12 protein-coding genes and 2 pseudogenes are annotated in these 23,108 nt (G+C 72.7%); 6 read left to right on the top strand and 8 right to left on the bottom strand.

Features of this window, described 5'->3' with window-relative positions:
• The first annotated feature begins 53 nt into the window (after window positions 1-53).
• From ACH427_RS11410 to ACH427_RS11395, 4 genes and pseudogenes are all read left to right on the top strand, one after another.
• Window positions 54-809 (top strand): SDR family oxidoreductase, encoded by a 756-nt coding sequence (locus ACH427_RS11410; RefSeq protein WP_398869207.1) that lies wholly within the window; start codon window positions 54-56, stop codon window positions 807-809.
• A gap of 67 nt (window positions 810-876) precedes the next feature.
• Window positions 877-1,107, top strand: a pseudogene (locus tag ACH427_RS11405) (nuclear transport factor 2 family protein); the annotation flags it as partial.
• 267 nt (window positions 1,108-1,374) lie between these two features.
• Window positions 1,375-2,775: pseudogene (locus ACH427_RS11400) on the top strand (alkaline phosphatase family protein); the annotation flags it as partial.
• Window positions 2,776-2,811: 36 nt separating this feature from the next.
• On the top strand, window positions 2,812-3,852 hold the full coding sequence (locus ACH427_RS11395; protein WP_398869452.1) for a YncE family protein: 1,041 nt from the start codon (window positions 2,812-2,814) through the stop codon (window positions 3,850-3,852).
• A gap of 36 nt (window positions 3,853-3,888) precedes the next feature.
• Here ACH427_RS11395 and ACH427_RS11390 read toward each other — a convergent pair whose 3' ends face one another.
• The 4 genes from ACH427_RS11390 to ACH427_RS11375 form a co-directional block, all read right to left on the bottom strand.
• Window positions 3,889-5,148 (bottom strand): GNAT family N-acetyltransferase, encoded by a 1,260-nt coding sequence (locus tag ACH427_RS11390; protein WP_398869206.1) that lies wholly within the window; start codon window positions 5,146-5,148, stop codon window positions 3,889-3,891.
• Window positions 5,145-6,395, bottom strand: a complete 1,251-nt coding sequence (locus tag ACH427_RS11385; protein ID WP_398869205.1) for an aspartate kinase — start codon at window positions 6,393-6,395, stop codon at window positions 5,145-5,147. The genes ACH427_RS11390 and ACH427_RS11385 overlap by 4 nt, the downstream gene beginning before the upstream one ends.
• 88 nt (window positions 6,396-6,483) lie before the next feature.
• The gene (locus ACH427_RS11380; protein ID WP_398869204.1) at window positions 6,484-7,848 is read right to left on the bottom strand and encodes an aspartate aminotransferase family protein; all 1,365 of its coding nucleotides are present in this window, start codon (window positions 7,846-7,848) and stop codon (window positions 6,484-6,486) included.
• A 58-nt stretch (window positions 7,849-7,906) separates the two neighbouring features.
• The gene (locus ACH427_RS11375; protein WP_398869202.1) at window positions 7,907-11,854 is read right to left on the bottom strand and encodes a Pls/PosA family non-ribosomal peptide synthetase; all 3,948 of its coding nucleotides are present in this window, start codon (window positions 11,852-11,854) and stop codon (window positions 7,907-7,909) included.
• Between the two features lie 1,196 nt (window positions 11,855-13,050).
• On the opposite strand from ACH427_RS11375, the gene ACH427_RS11370 reads away from it, so the two are divergent.
• A complete protein-coding gene (locus ACH427_RS11370; protein ID WP_398869201.1) occupies window positions 13,051-14,265 on the top strand; it encodes a DUF418 domain-containing protein in 1,215 nt (404 codons plus the stop codon).
• A gap of 373 nt (window positions 14,266-14,638) precedes the next feature.
• On the opposite strand, the gene ACH427_RS11365 is transcribed toward ACH427_RS11370, so the two are convergent.
• The 3 genes from ACH427_RS11365 to ACH427_RS11355 all read right to left on the bottom strand — a co-directional run bounded on the left by ACH427_RS11365 (window position 14,639) and on the right by ACH427_RS11355 (window position 20,073).
• Window positions 14,639-16,018, bottom strand: a complete 1,380-nt coding sequence (locus tag ACH427_RS11365) for a condensation domain-containing protein (protein WP_398869200.1) — start codon at window positions 16,016-16,018, stop codon at window positions 14,639-14,641.
• A 569-nt stretch (window positions 16,019-16,587) separates the two neighbouring features.
• On the bottom strand, window positions 16,588-18,645 hold the full coding sequence (locus ACH427_RS11360) for a phosphocholine-specific phospholipase C (RefSeq protein ID WP_398869199.1): 2,058 nt from the start codon (window positions 18,643-18,645) through the stop codon (window positions 16,588-16,590).
• 159 nt (window positions 18,646-18,804) lie between these two features.
• On the bottom strand, window positions 18,805-20,073 hold the full coding sequence (locus ACH427_RS11355) for a globin domain-containing protein (protein WP_398869197.1): 1,269 nt from the start codon (window positions 20,071-20,073) through the stop codon (window positions 18,805-18,807).
• Between the two features lie 245 nt (window positions 20,074-20,318).
• Here ACH427_RS11355 and ACH427_RS11350 point away from each other — a divergent pair, with 245 nt between their 5' ends.
• Complete coding sequence (locus tag ACH427_RS11350; RefSeq protein ID WP_398869196.1) at window positions 20,319-21,008, top strand: response regulator; 690 nt, start codon at window positions 20,319-20,321, stop codon at window positions 21,006-21,008.
• 11 nt (window positions 21,009-21,019) lie between these two features.
• Here ACH427_RS11350 and ACH427_RS11345 read toward each other — a convergent pair whose 3' ends face one another.
• Window positions 21,020-22,660, bottom strand: a complete 1,641-nt coding sequence (locus ACH427_RS11345) for a GAF domain-containing protein (protein ID WP_398869195.1) — start codon at window positions 22,658-22,660, stop codon at window positions 21,020-21,022.
• Window positions 22,661-23,108: the final 448 nt, after the last annotated feature.

Raw genomic sequence — 23,108 nt, 5'->3', positions numbered from 1 at the left:
GTGATGGGGTGACCAGCTGTCCCGGACGCCCCAGAGCAGAGCACGGAGCCGACATGAACGCGCCTTCCCCCGCCGCCTCTTCCGCTGGCGACGGGCCCCTGCGGGGGCGGACGGTCGTGCTCATCGGCGGTGGGTCGGGCATCGGACTGCGCGTCGCGCACCAGGCGGTCGCGGCGGGCGCGCACGTCGTCCTCGGCGGCCGCACCCCGGAACGCCTGGCCGCCGCCTCGGGAGAGCTGGGCGACCGCGCGACCTGGCGGACCGTGGACACCGCGGACCGGCCGTCGCTCGACGGCTTCTTCTCGGGACTCGACCGCGTCGACCACCTGTTCACCTCCGCCGCCTCCTACCGGGTCGGCCCGATGCGGGAGTTGAGCGACGAGGACGCCGAAAGCCCCTTCGTCTCCAAGTTCTGGGGCCAGTACCACGCGGTCAGGCACGCCGCTCCGAAGCTCTCCCCGGACGGCTCGGTGGTCCTGATGGCCGGTGCCGCCGGGGCGCGCCCGCCCGCTCCCGCGCCCGCCTACGCCGCCTGCAACGCGGCGGTCGAGGGCCTGGGCCGGGGGCTGGCCGTCGAACTGGCACCGGTCCGTGTCAACGTCGTCTCGCCCGGCACCATCGACGGCAACCTGTGGTCGCACCGCCCGGCGGACGACCGCGAGGCCGCGTTCGCGCAGTACCGCCGCGACACCCTCCTGCACCGCCTCGGCACGGAGGACGAGGTCGCCCAGACCGTGCTCTTCCTCTTCACCAACGGCTTCACCACGGGCGCGACCCTGTACCCGGACGGGGGCTACACCCTCCGCTGAGCGCCTCTGCCGGTCTCGGTGACAAAAGTGATCGTGCTGTGGGGTGCTGTGCTGGTAGGCAGGGGAGATGGTGACTGAAACCGTTGACCCCATGGACCGCCTGATCGCCGGGCGAGCCTGCGAGCGCCTGATCATCGAGTTCGTCCACCGCCTCGACCTGGGTGACCCGGGTACGGTGGCTGAGCTGTTCACGGCCGACGGAGTCCGGGAGTGGCCGGCGGGCGACCGCCGGATCGAGGGACGGGAGGCGCTCCGCGACTACTTCGGCTTCCGGCCCGCCGACCGGCTCTCGCGCCGCGAGCGTGTCGGCTGAAATGCCCTTTGCGCCAGCCGTGTCCAGCCTGTCCGGCGATGGAGGGCACCGCCCGCGCAGCGGTGGTGGGGAAGGGGCCACGCGCACTTGACGGCAAGCCCCGCCCCGGACGCCGCCCCCACGCCGGGGCCGTGGCCGCTTCCGGCCGAATTCATGTTCAGGACCGCCTGAGATGGGTGATCCCCCTTGTGCCCGCGGGCCGCATGGTGTGTGCTGTCGCGCGTTCCCTCCCCTTCGGCACCGAGGTGGACCATGGCTGAGCTCTCCCGTCGGCGGCTGCTCGGAACGGCCCTGGGAATCGGCGGGCTCACCGCCGCGGCGTCCGTGCTGCCGCCCAATCTCCGGCGCGCGATGGCGGAGCCGGTACGGAACCCCGGAAGCCTGGACGACATCGAGCACGTGGTGATCGTCATGCAGGAGAACCGCTCCTTCGACCACTACTTCGGCACCATGCGCGGGGTGCGGGGGTTCGACGACCCGCACGCGGTGAAACTGCCCGGCGGGCGATCCGTCTTCTATCAGCCGGACCCGGTCAACCCCGATGGCTACCTCCTGCCGTTCCACCTCGACACCACGACCACGAGCTCGCAGGCCATCCCGTCCACCAGCCACGCCTGGAAGGTGCAGCACGCGGCCGTGAACGGCGGCCGGATGGACAACTGGCTCCCCGCGCACCGCAAGGCCGACGGCGAGCGGAACGGCCCGTACGTCATGGGCTATTACGAACGCGACGACATCCCCTTCCACTTCGCGCTCGCCGAGTCCTTCACGCTCTGCGACGCGTACCACTGCTCCGTGCTCGGGCCGACCTGGCCCAACCGGCTCTACCACTGGACCGGGACGGTCGACCCGGGCGGCCGGTTCGGCGGGCCCATCATCAGCAACGAGATCCCGCGGCCCTTCCGCTGGACGACCTATCCCGAGCGCCTCACCAAGGCGGGCGTCTCCTGGCACGTGTACCAGCAGGAGGACGACTACGGCTGCAATCCCCTGGAGTTCTTCCAGTCCTTCCAGGACTCCGGGCCCGGTGACCCGCTGTACGAACACGGCATGACCATCGCCCCGGCGGACCAGTTCGCGCGCGACGCGCGGGCCGGCCGGCTGCCCACCGTCTCCTGGATCATCCCGCCCTCGCCGCAGTGCGAGCACCCGGACTACCTCCCGGCCTCGGGCGCCGACTTCCTCGCGCAGCAGCTGGACGCGGTCGCCGCGAACCAGGACGCCTGGCGCAAGACCGTCTTCATCATCAACTACGACGAGAACGACGGACTGTTCGACCACGTCGTACCGCCGATGCCGGCGCCGGGCACCGCGGACGAGTTCGTCGGCGGCCTCCCGATCGGCGGCGGCATCCGTGTGCCGTGCCTGATCGTGTCGCCCTGGACGCAGGGTGGATTCGTGGCGAGCGAGCCCTTCGACCACACCTCGGTCCTGCGCTTCCTGGAGCGCGTCACCGGGGTGCGCGAGCCGAACATCAGCGAGTGGAGACGCAGAACCTTCGGCGACCTCACCTCGGCGCTCGGCTTCCCCAGCCCCCGGCCCTTCCCGCAACTGCCCGGCACCAGGGACGAGTTGTGGAGAGCGGAACACGACGTCGCCACCCTGCCGCCCGTACAGTTCCCGGGCGCGGACCAGACCCCGCCGCACCAGGACTCCGAGGCGGACCGCGGACCGGCGACCGTATCGCCCGTGGCGCCCGGCACGCCCGGCGGCCGCCCGTACGCCAGAAGCCGCATCGTCGAGAACGACACCACCCACAAGGGCGACTTCCCGCACGGCACGGCCGGCACGAACTTCCCCGGCATCCAGGACAACGCCCCGAAGACCGGCCCCACCACCGGCACGCACGTCTACGCGGCGGGGATCGTCAGCAACACCATCTCGGTCGTCGACCCCTCGAACCACACCCTGGTCGCGAGCGTCGACGCGGGCATCAACCCCTTCGGTATCACCCGCACCCCCGACGGCCGCAAGCTCTACATCAGCAACTCCGGCGCGGGCGACGTCTCGGTGTTCGACACCACCCAGGGCAAGATCGTCTCCACCGTCCGCGTGGGCCTCTACCCGCACGGGCTGGTGACGTCCCCCGACGGCGCGTACGTCTACGTCGCCGACACCGGCCCGGACCCCGGCGCCGACGGATCGCGCTCCCTGTCGGTGATCGACACCGGGAGCGACAAGACCGACGACACCTGGCGGACCGGCCTCGCGCCGCGCTGTGTCGCGCTCAGCCCGGACGGCACGACCCTCTATGTGACCTGCACCGACGGCCTGTCCGTCCTGGACACCGGCGACGGCGGCACCAAACGGACCCTGCCCGGCCTGGCGCGGGCGAACGGTGTCGCGGCGCACCCGGACGGCAGCCGCGTCTATGTGGTCGACACCCGGCAGGGCACCCTGGCGGTCATCGACAGCGGCAGCCTGCGGGTCGGCGCGCGGATCCGCGTCGGCAGGAGCCCGTGGCAGGTCGCGGTCAGCCCGGACGGCTCGCGCGTGTACGTCACGGGCGCCAACGACGACACCGTCACCGTGCTCGACGCGAACGGCGGCCGGATCGGCACGGTGCGGGTGAAGCACGTACCGACCGCTGTCACGGTGGCCGGTGACACCGTCTGGGTGTCCACGAACGCCTCCAGCACCGTCGACGCGATCGACGCGAGGACCCTGAAGGTCGTCGGCAGCACCCCCTTGGGCCTGGCGACCTCGCCCAGCGGGCTGGCGGTCGCCTGACGGCCGCCCACGGCGGACGCCGGACCGGCGCACCGCTCAGAACTCGTCGCCGGCGAACGGCAGATACTCGGTACGCAACGCGGCGTCGAGCGCCGCGGCCGCGCCCGCCGTGTGCTCGGTGACGAGCCCCGCGCGCACCAGGTGGGTGACAGAGGTGCCGCCGAGATAGCAGGCGGCCAGGTCGCACACGTCGAGGGCGAGGCCGGCCGGGGCGGTGGTCGCCTCGTACGTGCCGCCGCCCGGCGCCGCCAGCAGGCGGAACCGGCCGTGGTTGGCGGCGATCCGGGTGTCCCGCACGTCGAGGACGACGTCGGCGGCGGCCGCCCAGGAGCGGGCGGTCAGCGCGGCCCGCACGTCCACCAGGCGCAGCCACAGCGCCGGGAACTGCCCGGTGACGCGCACCTGGTCACGGTCCGCCGCCATCAGCAGCAGCGGGTCGTCGGCGGGACGGCCCCAGGCCCGTACCCGGCCGGTGAGGTCGATGGAGGCGAGATAGCCCCACAGGGCCGCCGCGGCGGGCGCGGTCCGGGCCTCCAGTTCGTCGACCTGGACGAGGCCGGGCGTGCCGTCGTCGTCAGCGCCGCGGGTGCGGTAGACGGCGTAGCCCGTGGGCGTGCCGTCGCCCAGCACGACGACGCGGGGCGGGCCGAGTTCGTCGTCGTCCTCGTCCTCCTCGGGCAGGACCTGCTCCCGCCACCAGCGCCGGTCGCGGGCGGGCCACCCGGCCCGGCGGGCGCGGGCCGCCTCATGGAGCGGGCCGAGGAGCGCGGGCGCCCTGGCCGGGTCGACGAGGCGCGGCGGGCCGGGGTCGGGGGTGACGCGCAGGGCGAGCGGCCGCCGCGAGTCGATCTCGACGGCGCACAGGGACGTCGCGGCTCCGAACCCGTGGCGGCCGTAGATGGCGGCCTCGGAGGCCCACAGGGCGGCGAGCGGCCGGGCGGTCGCGGCACAGTGCCGCCACAGCTCCTCCAGCAGGCCGGAGAGCACTCCGCGGCGGCGGTGGGTCGGTGCCACGGAGATGAAGGTGAGCCCTGCGCAGGGCAGCTGGCCGCCCGGCACGGACAACTGGAGGCGGTGCGCGGCGAGCAGGCCCACGAGCCGGCCCTCGTCGTAGGCGCCGAGGCGGTCGCAGCGCAGGAGAGTCCGGCGGTGGCGCCGCCGCAGCTCGTCGTCGTAGGTCTCGTGGAAGACGAGGGAGGCGTGGTCGAGGGCGCGGCCGATGTCCCTCTCGGGAACCTCCCGGAAGAGCGGGAGGTTCCCGGTCCGGCCATGCCCTGGTGCGGGCGGTGTGCTCATGCCCCGGACCCCACCGCCGGCTTGTCGAGGCCGAAGGCCCGGTGCAGGGCGCGTAGCGCGTCGTGGAGCCGTGCGGTGCGGCAGACGGCGGAGATCCGGATCTCCGCCGTCGACATGATCTCGATGTTCACCCCCGCCTCGGCCAGGGCCTCGCAGAAGGTCGCCGCCGCCCCGGGGCGGGCGCGCATGCCGCTGCCGACCACGGAGACCTTGGCGACGTCGTCGTCCTGGCTCACCTCGGTGAAGCCGGTCTCCGCGCGGATCCCCCGGAGCGCGGCCACCGCGGCGGGCGCGCCCTCGCCGGGCAGCAGGAAGGTGACGTCGGTGACCCCGGCTTCCGGGCCCGGCACATTCTGCACGGCCGTGTCGATCTCGCACCCGGCGTCGGCCACGGCCCGGAAGACGCGCGCGACGGTGCCGGGAAGGTCCGGCACGCCGGTGACGGTGACCTTGGCGCAGCTCACGTCGTGCGCGACGCCGGTGATCGCGCCGCCCTCCCCGTGGCCGTCGTCCGCCGAGGCGGAGACCGTGGTGCCGGGCCCCGTGCCGGAGGAGGAGCGGACGAGCACGGTCACGCCGCACCGCCTCGCGTACTCCACACTGCGCAGCGCCAGGACCTTCGCACCGCTCGCCGCCATCTCCTGCATCGCCTCGAAGGTGAGGTGGTCCAGGCGCCTGGCCTCCGGCACGATCCTGGGGTCGGCGGTGTAGACGCCGTCGACGTCGGTGCAGATCTCGCAGATGTCGGCCTTGAGGGCCGCGGCCAGCGCGATGGCCGTGGTGTCGGAACCGCCGCGGCCCAGCGTGGTGATGTCCTCGGTCTCCGGGTTGAGCCCCTGGAAGCCGGCGACCAGGACGATCGCGCCGCGGTCGAGCGCCTGCCGGACCCGGCGCGGCGCGACGTCCACGATCCGCGCCTTGCCGTACGCGGAGGTGGTGAGCACCCCGGCCTGCGGGCCGGAGAGGGAGCACGCCTCGGCGCCGAGCGCCTGGATCGCCATGGCGGCCAGCGCGTTGGCCATGCGCTCGCCCGTGGTGAGCAGCATGTCCAGCTCGCGGGGCGAGGGGAGGTCGCTGACCTGCCGGGCCAGGTCGAGGAGCCGGTCGGTGGTGTCGCCCATGGCGGAGAGGACGACCACGACGTCGTGGCCCTCCGCGCGGGTGGCGACGACGCGTTCGGCGACACGCTTGACGAGCTCGGTGGAGCGCACCGACGAGCCGCCGTACTTCTGGACGATGAGAGCCATGAGGGTGGGCCTCCTCAGCGGCCGCCCCGGACGGGGCGGCCGCTCGGTGTGGGGCGGCCGGTGTCGGCCGCCCCGGGGCGGACCGGGGTTACGGGTGACCGGCCTCGACGGCGTCGACGAGGATCGAGCAGGCGGTGTCCACGACATCGGCGGTGACGTTGAGCGGCGGCATGATCCGCACCACGCAGTCGTCGCGCCCGCCGAGTTCGACGATCAGCCCGCCGCGCAGCGCGCGGCTCTGGACCTCGGCCGCGAAGGCGGAGGCGGGCCGCCCGGTCGCGGGGTCGGCCAGCTCGATGCCCCACATCAGGCCGCGGCCGCGCACCTCGTGCACCCAGGGGTTGACCAGCAGCGCGGTGAGCCTGTCCGCGATCTGCTCGCCGCGCCGGCGCACGTTGCCGAGGATGTCGTCGCGGCGGACGATGCGCACCGCCTCCGCGCCTGCGGCGAAGGCCAGTTGGTTGCCCCGGAACGTGCCGATGTGCGCTCCCGGTGCCCAGGTGTCGAGCTTCGCGTCGTAGATGATGACCGCGATCGGGGTGCCGATCCCGCTCAGCGCCTTGGACGCGACGATGACGTCCGGCTCGATGTCGTACTGCTCGAAGGCGAACCAGCTGCCGGTGCGCCCGCAGCCGGTCTGCACCTCGTCGACCACGAGGGGGATGTCCAGCTCACGGGTCAGCTTCCGCACCCGCCGCACGAAGTCGGCGCGGGCGGGCACGATGCCGCCCTCGCCCTGGACCAGCTCCAGCAGGACCGCGGCGGGCAGGGGGATGCCGCCGTTGGCGTCGCCGAGCGCGCGCTCCAGATACTCGACGCAGTTGGTCGCGCAGGTGTCCGGCGAGAGGCCGACCGGGCACCTGGCGCAGGAGGAGTACGGGAAGAAGTGGACGCCGGGCATGGTGTTGGGCACGTGGCGCTTCTGTGCCACGAGCCCGCTGAGCGCCAGCGTGGCGTGGCTGCTGCCGTGGAACCCGCCCTGGAACGACACGATGTCGCCCCGGCCGGTGGCGATCTTGCAGAGTTTGATCGCCGCCTCCACCGCGTTGGCCCCGGTCGGCCCGCAGAAGTGCATCTTCACCCGGTCGCGCATGGAGGACGGCAGCATCGACAACTGGGCCTCGATGAAGGCGTCCTTGGCCGGGGTGGGGAAGTCCAGGCCATGGGTGAGCAGGCCGAGCTGGGCGGTCACGGCCTCGACGAGCTCGGGGTGGTTGTGGCCGAGCGAGAGGACCCCGGCGCCGGTGAGGAAGTCGATGAAGACGTTGCCGTCGACGTCCTCGACGAAGCTGCCGGACCCCTCCGCGAGGGCGATCGGCAAGTGCCGGGAGTAGGTGCGGGCGTTGGACTCCCGCTGCTGCTGCCTGCCGAGCAGCTCGGTGGAGCAGGGGCCGGGCAGAGCGCCGGCGACGTGCGGCTCGGTCCGCGTACCACGCTGTACGAGGGGTGCCATGACTGTCTCCGAAAGGTCGTGAGCGGAAGGGGGCGGCGGGGCCGCCGCCCCGTGGTGTTCAGCAGGGGCGGGCGGGGATACCGCGCCAGCGGGACCGGTCGGGCAGGCGCTCGCCCTTCATGACCAGGGACAGCGCGTCCAGGCGGGCGCCGTCACCGACCTCCGCGTCGTAGAGCACGACGGAGCGGGTGCCCACCGAACTCGAAGCGCCGACCCTGACGTGGGACATCTTCATCACCCGGTCCTCGAACAGATGGGTCTGCACGGACGTGACCTCGGCGACGGCCGCGTCGTCACCCACCTCGACCAGGTCGAACTCGGTCATGTACGTCGTGGACAGCCACACCCTCCGGCCGATCCGGGCGCCGAAGAGGCGCATGACCGGGGCCATCCAGGGAGTGCCGGTCAGGTAGTTCACCAGGGACGGGACGACGAGGTTCTCGAACAGGCCGGTGATGAGCTCCGTACGCCGCACCCACACGCCCCACAGCGGCTCCACCCGCGGCCGGTAGCGGCCGATGACCAGCCACTTGAGCCCGACGACGGCCAGCGTGCAGGTCACACCGATCCCGAGGAACAGGGCCGGGCCGAGGAGCAGCAGCGCCCACGGCGGCAGGGATTCGGACAGCCGGACCGAGACCCACAGGCTGCCGAGGGCGCCGAGCGCCGCGAGCGTCCCCGGCAGCGTCACCCGGAAATACTCGATGGCCAGCCGCGCCGCGATCAGCCCACGGCTGGGGCTGTAGAGGAACTTCGGGGGGAAGTCCTGGCTGGCCTCGCGGCGCGGCAGGAAGATGGCCGGGGAGCCGAGCCAGGTCGTCTCGGGGTCGATCGGACGGCTCGGGGCCAGGGAGTGGACGCCGAGGAGGCTGTTCTCGCCCAGCCGGGCGGAGCCGGGGACCAGCGCGCCGTTGCCGACGAAGCTGCGCCGCCCGACCTCCGCCGGCGCCACCGCGATGCGCCCCCGGTGGAAGACGGCGGGCCCGACGACACAGACGTCCGCGACGAAGCTCTCCTCGCCGATGACGAGCATGTCCGGGTCGACGAAGCTGACCGTCGCCACCTCGGACCAGCGGCCGGTGCGCGCGCCGAGGAGCCGCAGGAACGGCACGAGGTAGAGCGTGGAGTAGAGGGAGTGCGTCAGTGTCAGGCTCGTGGTCATCATGCCGTCGCCGATCCACTTGCGGAGGCCGAAGCCGCTGCGCTCGGGATGGATCCCGGCGCGGACGCGCGGCAGCACGGCGCGCTTGACGAGCAGCACCAGGGCACAGGTGGTCAGCACCACGAGCGGCCCGGCCGCGGCCGTGGCCACCAGCGCCCAGGCGAAGCCGTACCGCCACACCACGTATGCCACGGGCGCCGAACCGACCGCGGCCACCAGCAGCGGGACGAGCGTGAGCAGCAGTGCCCCCGCCGCGTACCCCGCGAGCAGGCGGGCGGTCCAGGGCCGGTCGTCGGCGCCCTCCGCCATGGTCTCCAGCAGCGGTGGCACGCCGTCGCTGCGGGCGGCCGGTGAACCGGCCCAGTGTTCGCCGGCCGGCACGCTCCGGTCGGCGGGTACGAGGGACTGCTCGCCCACCGAGGCGCGGTCGCCGATCTCGGCGCCGGCCATGACGACGCTGTTGGTGCCGACGAAGGCGCCGGAGCCGATGCGGACCGGTGCGAGCCGGATGTGCCCTCCTTCGATCACGTACGGCTGGAGGCGCACGCCGTAGCCGATGCTCGTGCCGTCGCCGATCTCCACGAAGGCGGGGAGCCCGAGGACGGCGGAGAGGTGGCAGCCGCGGCCGACGCGGGCGCCCAGCAGCCGCAGGAAGGGAGCGAGCAGCGGTGAGCCGGTCAGCACCGCCAGCGGGGAGAAGGCGAGCACCTTCCCCTGGAGCCAGAAGCGCAGATAGGTGAGGCCCCACAGCGGATACCAGCCCGGCCGGACGCCGAGCATCAGCAGCCGGCCGGCGAGCAGGGGCAGCGGCACGAGGCTCACCACCAGCCACGCGGCTTCCAGGAGCACGAAGCCGGGCAGGCCCATGCGCGCGAGGCGGTTCACCGGCCCGCCGGAGGCCAGGCCGCTCACCGGGACGTGCCAGGCGAGGAGCAGCCGGTAGAGGAGGACGACGGCCGGGAGGCCGATCAGCAGCAGCCAGCCGTACAGGCCGGCGAGTTGGGCGGCGCCGCAGGCCAGGACGCGGGCGGTGGAGTGGCGCCGGGCCGGGGGCGCCGGGGTGCCTTCGGGCTCGGGGGCGGGCGCGGTGGCGCCGGCCTCGACGCGGGCGGCGAGGCCGCGGACGGTGGGCCGGGCGTAGAGGTCGCCCATGGCCAGCCCCTGGAACCGCGGTTGCCTGCGCAGCCGCGACATCAGCCGGGCGGCCGCCATGGAGTGGCCCCCCAGGTCGCAGAAGAAGTCGTCCTCGACGGAGACCTCTGCACCGCCGAGGATCTCCCGCCATTCCGCGGCAAGTTGCCGCTCCAGCGGCGTACGAGGCGGTACGTGCTGCCGGGCGCGGCGGCCCAGGGGCGGCGAGGCGGGGGCGGGCAGGGCGGCGCGGTCGACCTTGTCGGCGGCCAGCAGCGGGAAGGCGGGGAGCACCTCGATGAACGAGGGGATCATGTAGTCGGGCAGCCTGCGCCGGAGGCTGTCGCGCAGCCGTTCGCGCAGGCCGTCCTCGGTGTCCCGCTCCGCGCGGGCGGTGCGGGTGATGTAGCCGACGAGGTCCTGCACCACGCCGTCCCGTTCGAGTGGTGTGACGACCGCGTTCTCGACCGCGTCGTCCTCCCGGAGCACCTCCTCGATCTCGGCGAGCTCGATCCGATAGCCGCGGATCTTGACCTGGGTGTCGACGCGGCCGAGGTACTCGATCTCTCCCGAGGCGGTGAATTTCCCGAGGTCGCCCGTGCGGTAGACGCGCGGGATCTCCGCGCGGTCCGCCTCGACGGGGTTGGGCACGAACCGTTCGGTGGTCAGGTCGGGGCGGTTGACGTAGCCGATCGCCACGCCGGGCCCGCCGACGCAGATCTCGCCGCTCCCGCCCTCGGCGACGGGTCGCAATTGGTCGTCGAGGATGTAGACGCGGTAGCTCGGCAGGGGCGTGCCGATCGTGACCGGCCGGTGGGGGACGAGCTCGCCGCAGGTGGCGGTGACCGTGGTCTCGGTGGGGCCGTAGGCGTTGAGGATGCGCCGTCCCGGGCGCGACCAGCGGCGCACCAGGTCGGGCGGGCACGCCTCACCGCTGACGAGCAGGCTCCGCAGGGACGGCACTTCGGTCTCGAGCGTCGTCAGCAGGGTCGGCACGCAGCACAGGACGGTGATCGCCTGCTCGGTGAGGAAGTCGGCCAGCCCCTGCCCGACGCGGCGCGCGTCGGTGGGCCCTGCCACCAGGGTGGCGCCCGCGATCCAGGCGGGCCAGATCTCCTCGACCGAGAAGTCGAAGGCGATCGACAGCCCCTGATAGACGCGGTCCTCACCGCGCACCTGGTAGACCGGCGTGGCCACGCGCAGGAAGTTGGCGATATTGGCATGGGACACGGCCACGCCCTTGGGTCGGCCGGTGGTGCCGGAGGTGTAGATGATGTAGGCGACCGATGATGGCGGGATGTCGGCTCCGACGCGGCCCTGGGGCTGAATGGCCAATTCCGAGTGAACCTCATCGAGTTCCAGCACCTGACAGGGCAGCTGTCGGGTGCGTCCGCGCATCGCCGAGACCGTCACGAGGTCGCGCAGCTGTGCGTCCTCCGCGATGAAGGCCAGCCGTTCGGCGGGGAACGACGGGTCGAGCGGGACATAGGCCGCCCCGGTCTTGATCACTCCGAGCAGCGCGACGTAGGTGTCCAGGGACCGTTCGAGCAGGATGCCCACCGCGCTGCCCTGGATCACACCGCGTGAACGCAGCAGGTGCGCCAGCCGGTTGGCGCGGCGGTCGAGCTCCGCGTAGGCGAGCTGCTCGCCTTCGCAGACGACAGCGGTGCGGTCCGGGTGGATGTCACAAGTCCGTTCGAAATACTGGGACAACGTCCGGACGGATGGATCGTCGATTGCGGAAGCCGACGAGGACGGGCCCGGAAAGCTGTCCGGCTGTGCGGGACCGGGTGCCGATCTCACCTCTGGCATAAGCTCTCCCTGTTCCGGACTTTTGCAGTCTGGTTGCTTAATTTCTTCTCGTGGATCAAATGGAGTGCGCTGTCGGACGGGCCTGCTCCGGGTCGGCGCCGACGCCCCGTGCGGGCTGGGCGAAGTGCCGGTTGATGCCTTGTATGCCGGGTAAACCCGCATGTAGTGCCCCATGTGCGGTGGTGCGGCGAACCCGCGTCGACACCCCGGGAGTGGTGCAGGGCCGATGAATTCCCCCGCTCTGCGCGTAGCCGTCGGTGACGGCGGGACCGCGCGAGGTCCGGTGGAGGCAAGTCGCCTCGGTCTTCGTCGCCGATGTCCGGATATCCCGATGAATACGGTCCCGGCAATCACCGGCGGGGCGTCGTGATCATTACCACTCAGAGCATCACGCTCTCCTGCCTGTTACGAGGTTCCGGCCACTGCCCATTTCGCGTCGGCCACACGTTTAGGCGAAACGAAAACTAGGTTCGGCCAGCCGGGGCGAACAGTTGGATATGCGCCAACGTGGCCTGGCCCGTTGCCATCGGCGTGCCCACGGAACGTCACCGCTGTGCGGCGCCTCCCGTCGGGCACGCCGCCTTTCGGAGCCGCTGACTCCGCCCGGAACCCGGCGCGGCCGTGCCCCCTGGACCAATGCGACCGCGCCGTCGCGGCAGCCGGACCCGGTGCCTCCCGACGCGGCCTTCTGTCCGCATATCGCGACCCGGCGTCCGTGTACCACTGCCCGGCCGGTGATCGCCCTGGGGGTGCGTACGGGTGCCGCACCACCGACCGGGCAGGGGCCGCGCGGCGCTGCGAACACATCGATGGTGCGCCAAGTCAAGCCGGAAATCCGGCCGTTCCTCTTGGGCGCGGCCTCGCCCGATGCCTTCGTGGGGCGTTTCAGCCGTGCAAAGTCTGGCTCTCGATTACCTCTATGCTTTCCCGTACCTTGCTGTTCCCTTGTCAATGGGGCCTCCGGAGCACGCTCCCCGAGGACGCCGCCACGATGCCGCGAGGGCCGGTCCACGAGGGGGCCGTTTTTCCCTCAACTTGCCGTCAAAACAACCGGGAAGCGTTACCGCCCGGGCCCCCGCACAGCCGACGCTGGAGCCATGACGCAGAACGCTTCCCTCGCCGGACGGACGGACCGGGACCTCGCCGGTGCCGCGTCGCCGCCCACGGGCCGGCTGATCGGGGTGGACCTCGCACGCGGCCTGGCGGTCCTCGGCATGTACGCCGCGCACGTCGGACCCGACCCGGCCGACGGCGGCCCCGTCGGCTTCCTCATGGAGCTGTCCCACGGCCGGGCCTCGGCGCTCTTCGCCTTCCTCGCCGGCTTCTCGCTCCTGCTCGTCACCGGCCGCCGCACGCCCAGGACCGGACGCGCGGGCCGGCAGGCCGTCGTCAGGATCCTGATCCGCTCCGCCGTCCTGCTCCCGCTGGGCACCGCGCTCACGATGACCGGCACCCCGGTCGATGTGATCCTGGCCTTCTACGCGCTCTATTTCGTACTCGCCCTCCCGCTGCGCCGGCTGCGCGCCAGGACGCTCGCCGTCATCGCCGCCGTCGCCGCACTCGTCCTGCCGCAACTCCTCTATCCGATACAGCGGTCGATCAGGACGGGCGGCTGGGCGCCGGCCGTGATCCATGACGACCCGCTCGCGCGGATCAGCGGCACGGGCGGCTTCCTCGAACTCCTCTTCACCGGCGCCTATCCGGTACTCACCTGGATGCCGTTCGTCATCGCGGGCATGGCCGTCGCCCGGCTCGACCTGGCCTCCGCCACCGTCCGGCTCCGGCTGGCCCTCACCGGAGGCGCGCTCGCGATCCTCGGATACGGGGGGTCCTGGCTGGCGCTGCACCTGTTCCCCCGCGCCGTCGCCGCCATCGAGGCGACCGGGAGCACCGGCTCCGCGCTCTCCCTCTGGTGGTCCGACACCGCCGGCGACCCGTCGGGCACGACGCCCGCGTGGCTGCTGGTGGCCTCCCCGCACAGCGAGACGACCCTGTCCATCCTGGGCAACACCGGCGTCGCCGTCGCCGTCCTCGCCGTCTGCGTCGCCGCCGCGGACGGACTGCCCCGCGTCCGGCGGCTGGCCAGGCCGGTCACCGCGGTCGGCGCGATGTCGCTGACGGCCTATGTGCTCAACATCGTCGGCATCTGGGCCCTGGGGATCAAGGACGTCCCCGGCTCGCCGCTGCCCGTACTGCTCGGCTTCATCGCGGCCGCGGCCCTTCTGGCACTGACCTGGTCACGCCGCTTCCGGAGGGGTCCGCTGGAGTACCTGCTCAACGGCGCGACGAAGGCGGCGCGGCTTGTGCGGTAGGCAGGAGCGGTCCCAGGCGGATCCCACCGCCGGGCACGGCTCGGACATCGTGCCGCCGGTCGCCCGCGCCTTCACCGCGGCCCGGCCGCCGTCGCACGCCGCGTCGCCGTGCTGTGAGGCCGGGGCGGGGGCGGGCGCCGCCGGTGGCAGGAGGAGGGCGGCGGCCAGGGCCGGGACGGCGTTGGCGAAGGACAGCTTCCTGTGGATGTTCGCGTGCTCTGCCTCTCTCGGCGATCGGTGCCGCCCCCCGTGTGGCACCGGAGGCACTGTGACCCGCCCTCCTCCGTGACCGCCGGTCCGGCCGGAGACGGGAGAAGCCCTGAGCAGCCAGGGTTGTTCCTGTAGCGAGATGAGTGAGGAAGGAGCCCCGCGGTCAGCCGGAGAGGGCGGACAGCACGATGCGCACCGACTCGTCGGCGATCCGCCGTGCGCGCGGCGCCGGGACCAGGCCGTCGACGTGGCTGAAGTTCCAAGCGAGCACGCCGTGGCTGGTGTTGGCGGTCGCCACGACGGCGCCCGTCACCGAGACGGCCGCGACGAGCTGGGTGCCCGAGACGCGCCAGGAGCCCACCCGGTCGGGGAAGTCGTGGCGGCCGAGGTTGGAGAGGCAGAGGTTGAGCGGCCCCTGCTCGTCCATGTACCGCATGAACGCCCCGCTGTCGGCCAGTGACTTCGGGCCCGCCTGATCCATCAGGTTGAGCATGGTGAGATGTTCCTCGCGCTCCCGGCGGCCGGTCAGGTCCTGGCTGATGGCACGCGCCATGGGCCACAGGTCCGAGCCGGGCTCGTAGCGGACGCGGGAGGCGAGGGTGGAGGCGTAGCTTCCGGCATCGCCGTAGGAGACGGCGGTCTCCAGCTCGTGGCGGAAGTCGACCGGCGTGCCGATCGAGAAGTACGCCGGCTCCGCCGTCCCCGCCTCCTGGGCGACGGCCGTCACCATCGCGGCGGCGAGGGCCCCGTGCACGGTGGTGCCGTGCCGCTTGCAGGCGTCCCCGAGCGACTTCACCTGCGCGGCGGTGAGCGACCGGCGCACCATCCGGGTGCGCCGCTCCTCGAAGGGGACCGGCCCGCTGGGCAGGATGCGCCGCGGCCGCAGCCGCTCGGCCTCCCGCGCGTCACGTTCCATCAGCTCCTTGAGCGCGAGGGCGCCCTCGGCGCCCCGGTGCCGGCGGGGGAGCAGGTCCTCCGCGGCGGGCAGCGCCTCGCGCGACGTCCGCTCCGGCTCCTCGCCCGCGTCCAGCTGAGCCGCGATCTCGATCCATTCCCTGAGCACGGACAGGCCCGTCATGCCGTCGGCGACGCAGTGCGAGGCGGTGAGAATCAGGTCGTGCACGTCCTCCGGCCGCTCGGCGTCCGCGGCCCGGGTGACGACGACGGCGCGCAGCAGCGGACCGGTGCGCCAGTCGACGGGCTCGGCCAACTCGTGCTCATTCGCCTCGCGTTCCCACCGGGTGTCGGCCTCGGGGTCCCCGGGCGCCACCTCGACCTGGCGGAGCGGGACCGGAACGCCGTCCACCGGCCGGAAGGCGGGCCGTTCGCCCTTCTCGTCGCAGGTGATCGCGACGCGCAGGAGCGGGTGCCGGGCCTGGAGGACGTCCAGCGCGCGGCGCAGCAGCGGCAGCGGCAGGGATCCGTGGACCCGGGTCCGGACGAGGCCGCTGAGCGGCGAGGTCCGGTCGGCCGTCCAGTACCACCGCTCCACCGGGCTGAGCTCGCGGCGGAGTGCGGTCTTCCCGGGCTGCTGCTGTGACATGACGTCGGTTCTCCTCGTGGGCTCCGGCGGACGGCCTTGATCGACATCATGTCCACCGGCGAGCAGGTGTGGTGTGGGCCCGGGTTGACGACGGTGCGGATCAAGACGGGGGTCATATCGGGTGATAGGTCACCGAATGCCTCCCATCGCCCCCGCCCGGTATGGCGCGGCATGTCCGTACTGGCGCCGAGAATGGCGGGAATTGACGGGTCCGGTCCGGCGGAGCGTGAACGCCCCCTCGCGGCGCGCGGTGGTGCGAGCGCCGCGGTGTGCTGTCGCACCATGCGGGAGGGCCGTTTGCGGCGCACGACCATGCGGGAAGAGCTCACCGCGCAACCGCCCACGCAGCCACGGGAGATCTCGGGAGGCTGTCGCGTCCGCCGCCCTCATGCGGAGCGCGGTGCCGTCCGCCAACCGCCCGCGCGGGATTACCATCCCGAGCGCCCGGTTGGCCGGGAAGTACCCCTTCTCCCGTTTCGAACGACTCCGTCCCGTCGTTCGACGCCGACGGGGCGAACGAGGGCCCGGCGTCTACCAACACCATCGTGACGTGCCGGGCCCCCTGCGGATCACGCCGTGATGATCGCCGGGTCGCTCACGCCCGTCTCGCCCGTTTCCACGTGGCCGGCGAAGCGGCGCAGGAAGGCGCTGTCCGTGTCGCTGACCACGGACAGGTCGTACCAGCGCTTGGTGTGCCGCAGGTCCAGCTCGCGCACGACCCGCTTGCCCGCGCGCACCCGGATCGTCTCGCCGTGCCCGCCGTACGCGTTGGTGACGGTGAGGTGGCAGTCGGCCTTGCCGTGGTTGGTGAAGGTCAGCTCGACCCGGCCGCCGCGGGCGTCGTGCCGTGCGGTCACCTCGGGGCCGGCAGCCGTGCCGGAGCCCTTGAAGGCCCGCAGGAAGCCGTTCGGGCCGTGCACCGACAGGTCGTACGAGCCGTGTGAATACGCCGTGTTCCAGGTGTCGGAGAGCTTGGCACCGGCCGCGGTGGTGTATGTCCACGGGCCGTCCGTGCGGTTCGCGGATGTCACCGTGAAGCACACACCCGCCTTCGGGCCTCCGCTGAACTCGAGCGTGACGCGCCCGGTCCGGGGGGCGACGGCCGCGTCCACGACCGGGGCGTAGGGCAGCGGGCGCGCGGGCCGGGAGCCCCGCTCCTGCTTCGGCAGCGAGGGGTGGGCGGGCGGCTTGGGCACATAGCTGGGGTGCCGGAGCCGGTCCTTCGGCGCGTACGCGCGGGTGTCCGGGAGCGCGGCGGGCGAGTCGTGGCGGAGCCGGAAGTCGAAGGCCGACGTGAGGTCGCCGCAGATGGCCCGGCGCCAGGGAGACACATGGGGCTCGTGCACCCCGAAGCGGCGCTCCATGAAGCGGATGATCGAGGTGTGGTCGAAGACCTCCGAGCAGACGAAGCCGCCGGTGCTCCAGGGGGAGACCACGAGCATGGGCACGCGCTGGCCGAGGCCGTAGGGCCCGGCGGCGTAGTGGCCGTTGCCGGCGAAGAGGTCGGGCTTCGTGTCCACGGTGGAGGCGCCCCGGGCCGCGGAGGCGGGCGGGAACGGCGGCAGCACGTGGTCGAAGTAGCCGTCGTTCTCGTCGTACGTGATGAACAGCGCTGTCCTGCTCCACACCTCGGGGTCGGAGGTGAGGGCGTCCAGCACCTGGGAGATGTACCAGGCGCCGTAGTTCGCCGGCCAGTTGGGGTGCTCGGAGAACGCCTCGGGCGCGGCTATCCAGGAGATCTTCGGCAGCTTCCCGGCCCGCACGTCGGCCCGCAGGACGTCGAAGTAGCCGTCGCCGTTCTTGACGCTGGTGCCGGTGCGCGCCTTCTCGTGGAGCGGGTCACCGGGCTTGGCCTCGCGGAAGCGGTTGAAGTAGAGGAGTGAGTTGTCGCCGTAGTTGCCGCGGTAGGCGTCGTCGAGCCAGCCCCAGTGCCCGGCGGCGTCCAGGCCGTCGCCCGTGTCCTGGTAGACCTTCCAGGAGACCCCGGCCGCCTCCAGCCGCTCCGGGTACGTCGTCCAGTCGTAACCGGCCTCCTCGTTCCCGAGGACCGGGCCGCCGCCCTTGCCGTCGTTGCCGGTGTGGCCCGTCCACATGTAGTAGCGGTTCGGGTCGGTCGCCCCGATGAAGGAGCAGTGATAGGCGTCGCACACGGTGAACGCGTCGGCGAGCGCGTAGTGGAAGGGGATGTCCTCCCGCGTGAGATACGCCATCGTGCCCGGACCCTTGGCCGGGATCCACTTGTCGTACCTGCCCTCGTTCCACGCCTGGTGGCCGCCCGCCCAGTCGTGGTTGAGGCCCTCGATGAACTGCATCCCGAGGTCCTTGGCATCCGGGTGGTACGGCAGCACGTCCTTGGTGCCGTCCGACTGGTGCCACACCGACCTGCCCGCCGAGGGCGAGGCCGGACGGGGGTCACCGAATCCGCGCACCCCCTTCATCGAACCGAAATAGTGGTCGAAGGAACGGTTCTCCTGCATCAGGACGACGATGTGCTCGACGTCCTCGATCGTGCCGGAACGGCGCTTGGCGGGGATCGCGGCGGCGCGCTCGATGCTGCTCGACAGGGCGGCGAAACCGGCGGTCGCGCCGGCGATCTGGAGGAAGCGCCGCCGATTGAGTTCGGACATGAGTCGGGGACCCCTTGGGGTGAGTGAGTCGGAGCCTGCGGTGCGATCCAAGAGCAGCGAGTGCCGGCGAGGGGAAGGTGTCGCCGAAGTGAAGCGGCGCCGTACGTGAGGCGAACGTAGCGGACGGTCCGGCAGTGCACCAGGGTTCCGGCCATCTCGTCAGCGCATCACCGGCACCCCGTCGCCGCCGTAGGGGAGGGGGTCGTGCCGGATGTGCCCGGCGGGCAGGTGCGCACCGGCGAGGCCCGCCACGGTGGCACGCACCATGGCGGGCGGGCCGCTGACGAAGGCGAGGTGCCCGGCCCAGTCACCGCGGCGCGCCACGGCCTCGGCCAGCGGCCGGTACGGGTCGGTGGCGGGGCCCTCGCCGATGACGGGGACCACGCGCAGCCACGGGCGGCGGCGCCCCAGCTCCTCCGGCGGCTCCTCGCCGTAGAGCCCCGAGGGATCGTGGGCGCCGAGGAAGAGATGCACGCGACGGCCCGCCTTCCGACGGGACGTCAGCTCCTCCAGCAGCGCCTTGGCGGCGGCCCAGCCGACGTCGCCCGCCACGAGCAGCAGGTCGTGGGTGACGTCGTCGTCGAGCGTCATGGTCCCGCCCGCGGGGCCCAGGCGCAGCGTGTCCCCGACGCGGGTGCCCAGCACCAGGGCCTCGCTCACGCCGCCCGTGCCGGTGAGCCGCACATGGAACTCCAGCTCGCCGTCCGGCCGCGGCGCGCGGGCGAGGGAATACTGCCGCCATGCCTGCGGCAGCAGCGGGGACGCCACGGACGCGTACTGCCCGGCTTGGTACGGATAGGGCTCGTGGGGCCGCACCCGCAGGACGGCGAGGCCCTCGCGGCGCAGCTCGTGCGCGACCACCGTGGCCTGCCAGGAGGGCGGTTCGGCGAGTGCGGCGTCCGCGCCCTCGACCATGGCCGTGACGGCGAAGCGCAGCATGCGCAGCCACGCCTCCTCCATGGCCTGGTTCCACCGCACGCCCGCCGTGCGGCGCAGGGCCTCGCGCAGGGCGGCCTCGAACGTCGCGAAGTGCGCGGGCCGCACCCCGAGTTTGCGGTGCTCGCGCCCGAGCCGGCCGAAGACCGACCGCACCTCCTCCGGCTGGTGCAGGTTCTCGATCAGATACCGCAGGATCGCTTCCAGGTGCCTGCGCTGGAACTCCATCGAGTGGGGGAAGAGCGAACGCAGGAAGGGCCGCTGAGCGAACATCGCGTCGTAGAGGTGGGCGATCAGGGTGTCGAGGGGCAGCACGAGACCGAGGTGACGCACGATCACCCGCTGGTCGGCCTCGCCGTCGTGGAACAGGTCCGCCTCGTACGCGGCACCGCCCTCCTCCTGCTGCCGCCCGGGGGACAGCAGCCGTTGACGCAGCCGCATGGCGTCGTGCCGGGCGAGCAGCGCGTGGTAGTCGGCGTTGACGGGGGTCACGGGCGGGGACTCCTTATAGGGGGCGCGACGCCCGCCGTACGGCGGGTGGGCGGCGTCAGTATGGCAACCCGGGCCGGGGCCCGTCCGGCCCTATCGGGTAGGGCCGAACGGCCCTGGTGGGGGCGTGGTGGGCTGTGGGGTGCGCGCACCTGGACCGGGGGTGCCCCGCTCGCCGCCACCCCACTCGCCCCCACCTACAGTGAAGCGTCGATTCCGTACATCCCGCCCCACGGAGTGAGCAACGTATGGACAACCACGCCGCGCCCCTGCGCGTCTTCATCCTCGACGACCATGAAGTGGTGCGCCGCGGCGTGCGCGACCTCCTCGAAGCGGAGGGGGACATCGAGGTGGTGGGGGAGGCCGCCACCGGCAAGGACGCCTTCACCAGGGTGCCGGCCACCCGGCCGAATGTGGCGATCCTGGACGTCCGGCTCGGTGAGAGCGGCGGCGACCACGAAGGCATCGAGGTCTGCCGCGAGTTGCGGGCGCGGATGCCGGACCTCGCCTGCCTGATGCTGACGTCCTTCGACGACGACGAGGCCCTCTTCGACGCCATCATGGCCGGAGCGGCGGGCTACGTCCTCAAGCAGATCAACGGTTCGGACCTGGTGACGGCGGTCCGTACGGTGGCCGCGGGCCGGTCGACGCTGGACCCGCGCACCGCCTCACGCGTCATGGCCCGGCTGCGTGCTCCCCGGCAGGAGCCGGAGGGATCGGAGCTGGACCGGCTCTCGCCCCGGGAGCGGCAGATCCTGGAGCTGATCGGCGACGGGCTGACCAACCGTCAGATAGCCGACCGGCTGTTCCTCGCGGAGAAGACCGTCAAGAACCGCGTCTCCTCCCTCCTCGCCAAGCTGGGCGTGGGCCGCCGCGTCCAGGCGGCGGAGATCGCCGGGCGGGCGCGCGGCCAGTCGCAGGGGCGGGGCGTCGTCTGACGGGCGCCCGGTCACCCCGGCAGCGGAACGCGCCATACGATCCTGGTCCCGCCGGACTCCGGTGACTCCACCGACAGCGCGCCGCCGTGCAGTTCGGCACGGGACCGCATGTTGGCCAGGCCCCCCGTGTGCGGGCCGGTGCCGATGCCCACACCGTCGTCGGCCACCGTCAAGGTCACCTGGCCGGCCACGGTCAGCACGATGTCCACGTGCCGGGCGCGCGCGTGCCGCGCGGCGTTGCTGAGGGCCTCGGCGGCCACGGCCAGGATCTGCGCGGCCAGTTCGTCCGGCACGTCGGTGTCCGCCGGGCCGTCGATCCGCAGCGCGGGCGGGAAGCCCAGGGTGCGGGAGGCGGCCTGGACGGTCTCGGTCATGCGCCGGCGCAGCCCCGTACCGCCGCCGCTGTCACCGGCCGTGCGGAGCCCGAAGATGGTGGACCGGATGATGCGGATGGTGGTGTCCAGGTCGTCCACCGCGCGGCCGACGCGCTCGGCGGCCTCGGGGCGTTCGATGAGCCGGGTCGCGCTCTGCAGGGTCATGCCCGTGGCGAAGAGCCGCTGGATCGCCAGGTCGTGCAGATCCCGGGCGATCCTGTCCCGGTCGTGGAGCACGGCCAGCTCCTCCGACTCGGCGCGCCGCTGGGCGAGTTCGAGGGCGATCGCGGCCTGGTCGGCGAAGCCGGAGATCAGCCGCACCTCGGTGTCGTCGAACGCGGGCCGACCGCTCAGCCGGCCCAGCCACAGCGCGCCGCGGTCACCGGAGCCCGTCTGCAGGGGAACGGCGATGGCGGGCCCGGTGACCGCCCCGCCGAAGGAGGCGTCCGCGGCGGCCACGGGCTTTCCGGTGCGCGCGGCGGCCCCGGACGGTGAACCCTCCGCCGGGACCGTACGCCCGCGCAGCCGGTCCGCGTCGAGGCCGTGGGCCACCTCCACCGTCAGCTCGCCCGGCGCGGCCGCCGGGGCCGGGAGGAGCACGGCGGCGCGGTCGGCGTCCGCGACCTCCATCGCGCGCTCGGCGACCGGCCCCAGCGCCCGGTCGGCCTCGGTGCCGGAGAGCAGGCTCCGGGTGATCTCGCCGAGCGCCTCCAGCCAGCGCTCCCGGCGGCGGCTCTCGTGATACATGCGGGCGTTGTCGATGGCCACGCCCGCCGCGATGGACAGCGTGGTCAGTACGGCCTCGTCGTCCTCGTCGAAGACACCGGCGCGCTTCTCGGTGAGATAGAGGTTGCCGAAGACCTCGTCACGGACGCGGACCGGCACGCCCAGGAAGCTGCGCATCGGCGGGTGGTGCTCGGGAAAGCCGTAGCTGTGCGGGTGCCGGGACAGATCGGTGAGCCGGAGCGGCTCGGGGTTGCGGATGAGCTCGCCGAGGATGCCCCGGCCGCAGGGGGTGCGGCCGATGCGGGCCGTGAGCTCGTCGGACATGCCGACGGGCAGGAACTCCGACAGCCGCTGCCCGTCGCCGACCACGCCGAGCGCCCCGTACTCGGCGTCGGTGAGCGTGACCGCCGCTTCGACGATGCTCCGCAGCACCTGGGGGAGTTCGAGGCCGTGCCCCATGCTCATGACCGCGTCGAGCAGCCCTCGGATCCTGTCGGGTTCGCGGAGTTGGGGCTGACGTGCCGTCAGTCGGCCGTCTGCGGTGGTGGACATGACTGCTCCCGGGAACCAAGTTGCCTGGTCAGAAGCGTACGTCAGGGCGTGTGAGCGGATGTGCGGGGACCCTGTCGTGCGGGGATGTGCGGGGCCTGTCGCGGGGGCGGAGCCTCTCTTCGGCCGCGGTGCCGGAAAGGCGTGCAGACAGTGGCCGGTGCGTACATACGCGCTCACTCCGTGTGATCCGGAATGCCCCTCCGTGTGAGGCCGCGCATAGGGCCCAGATCACTTACGACGTCCGCTAGTACCCCCGCGAAGGCGTGAACCGGGCCTTCCGGCCGCCTGCGGGGACCCCCGGGCAACGAGTCTCCGTAGTACGTCACACCTTTGCCAGCGTCTTTCGCCGCCGCTACTGACTTTGTTGGCGTGTTGTCGCGGCTGACATGTGTTGCCTGCCGCTGTACGTCAAGGGCCATGAGGTATCCGCAAGGGGGTGGCCTGACGG

This window comes from Streptomyces sp. NPDC020379 (assembly GCF_044387105.1).
Taxonomy (GTDB): Bacteria; Actinomycetota; Actinomycetes; order Streptomycetales; family Streptomycetaceae; genus Streptomyces.
The sequence above is the reverse complement of the archived record's forward strand: the minus strand, read 5'-3'. Positions and strand labels throughout refer to the sequence as shown.

Coding starts and splice junctions, on each gene's coding strand:
- ACH427_RS11360 (WP_398869199.1), bottom strand. CDS start 18,645: ATGTCCGAACTCAATCGGCGGCGCTTCCTCCAGATCGCCGGCGCGACC.
- ACH427_RS11370 (WP_398869201.1), top strand. CDS start 13,051: ATGACGCAGAACGCTTCCCTCGCCGGACGGACGGACCGGGACCTCGCC.
- ACH427_RS11350 (WP_398869196.1), top strand. CDS start 20,319: ATGGACAACCACGCCGCGCCCCTGCGCGTCTTCATCCTCGACGACCAT.
- ACH427_RS11345 (WP_398869195.1), bottom strand. CDS start 22,660: ATGTCCACCACCGCAGACGGCCGACTGACGGCACGTCAGCCCCAACTC.
- ACH427_RS11390 (WP_398869206.1), bottom strand. CDS start 5,148: ATGAGCACACCGCCCGCACCAGGGCATGGCCGGACCGGGAACCTCCCG.
- ACH427_RS11385 (WP_398869205.1), bottom strand. CDS start 6,395: ATGGCTCTCATCGTCCAGAAGTACGGCGGCTCGTCGGTGCGCTCCACC.
- ACH427_RS11365 (WP_398869200.1), bottom strand. CDS start 16,018: ATGTCACAGCAGCAGCCCGGGAAGACCGCACTCCGCCGCGAGCTCAGC.
- ACH427_RS11380 (WP_398869204.1), bottom strand. CDS start 7,848: ATGGCACCCCTCGTACAGCGTGGTACGCGGACCGAGCCGCACGTCGCC.
- ACH427_RS11410 (WP_398869207.1), top strand. CDS start 54: ATGAACGCGCCTTCCCCCGCCGCCTCTTCCGCTGGCGACGGGCCCCTG.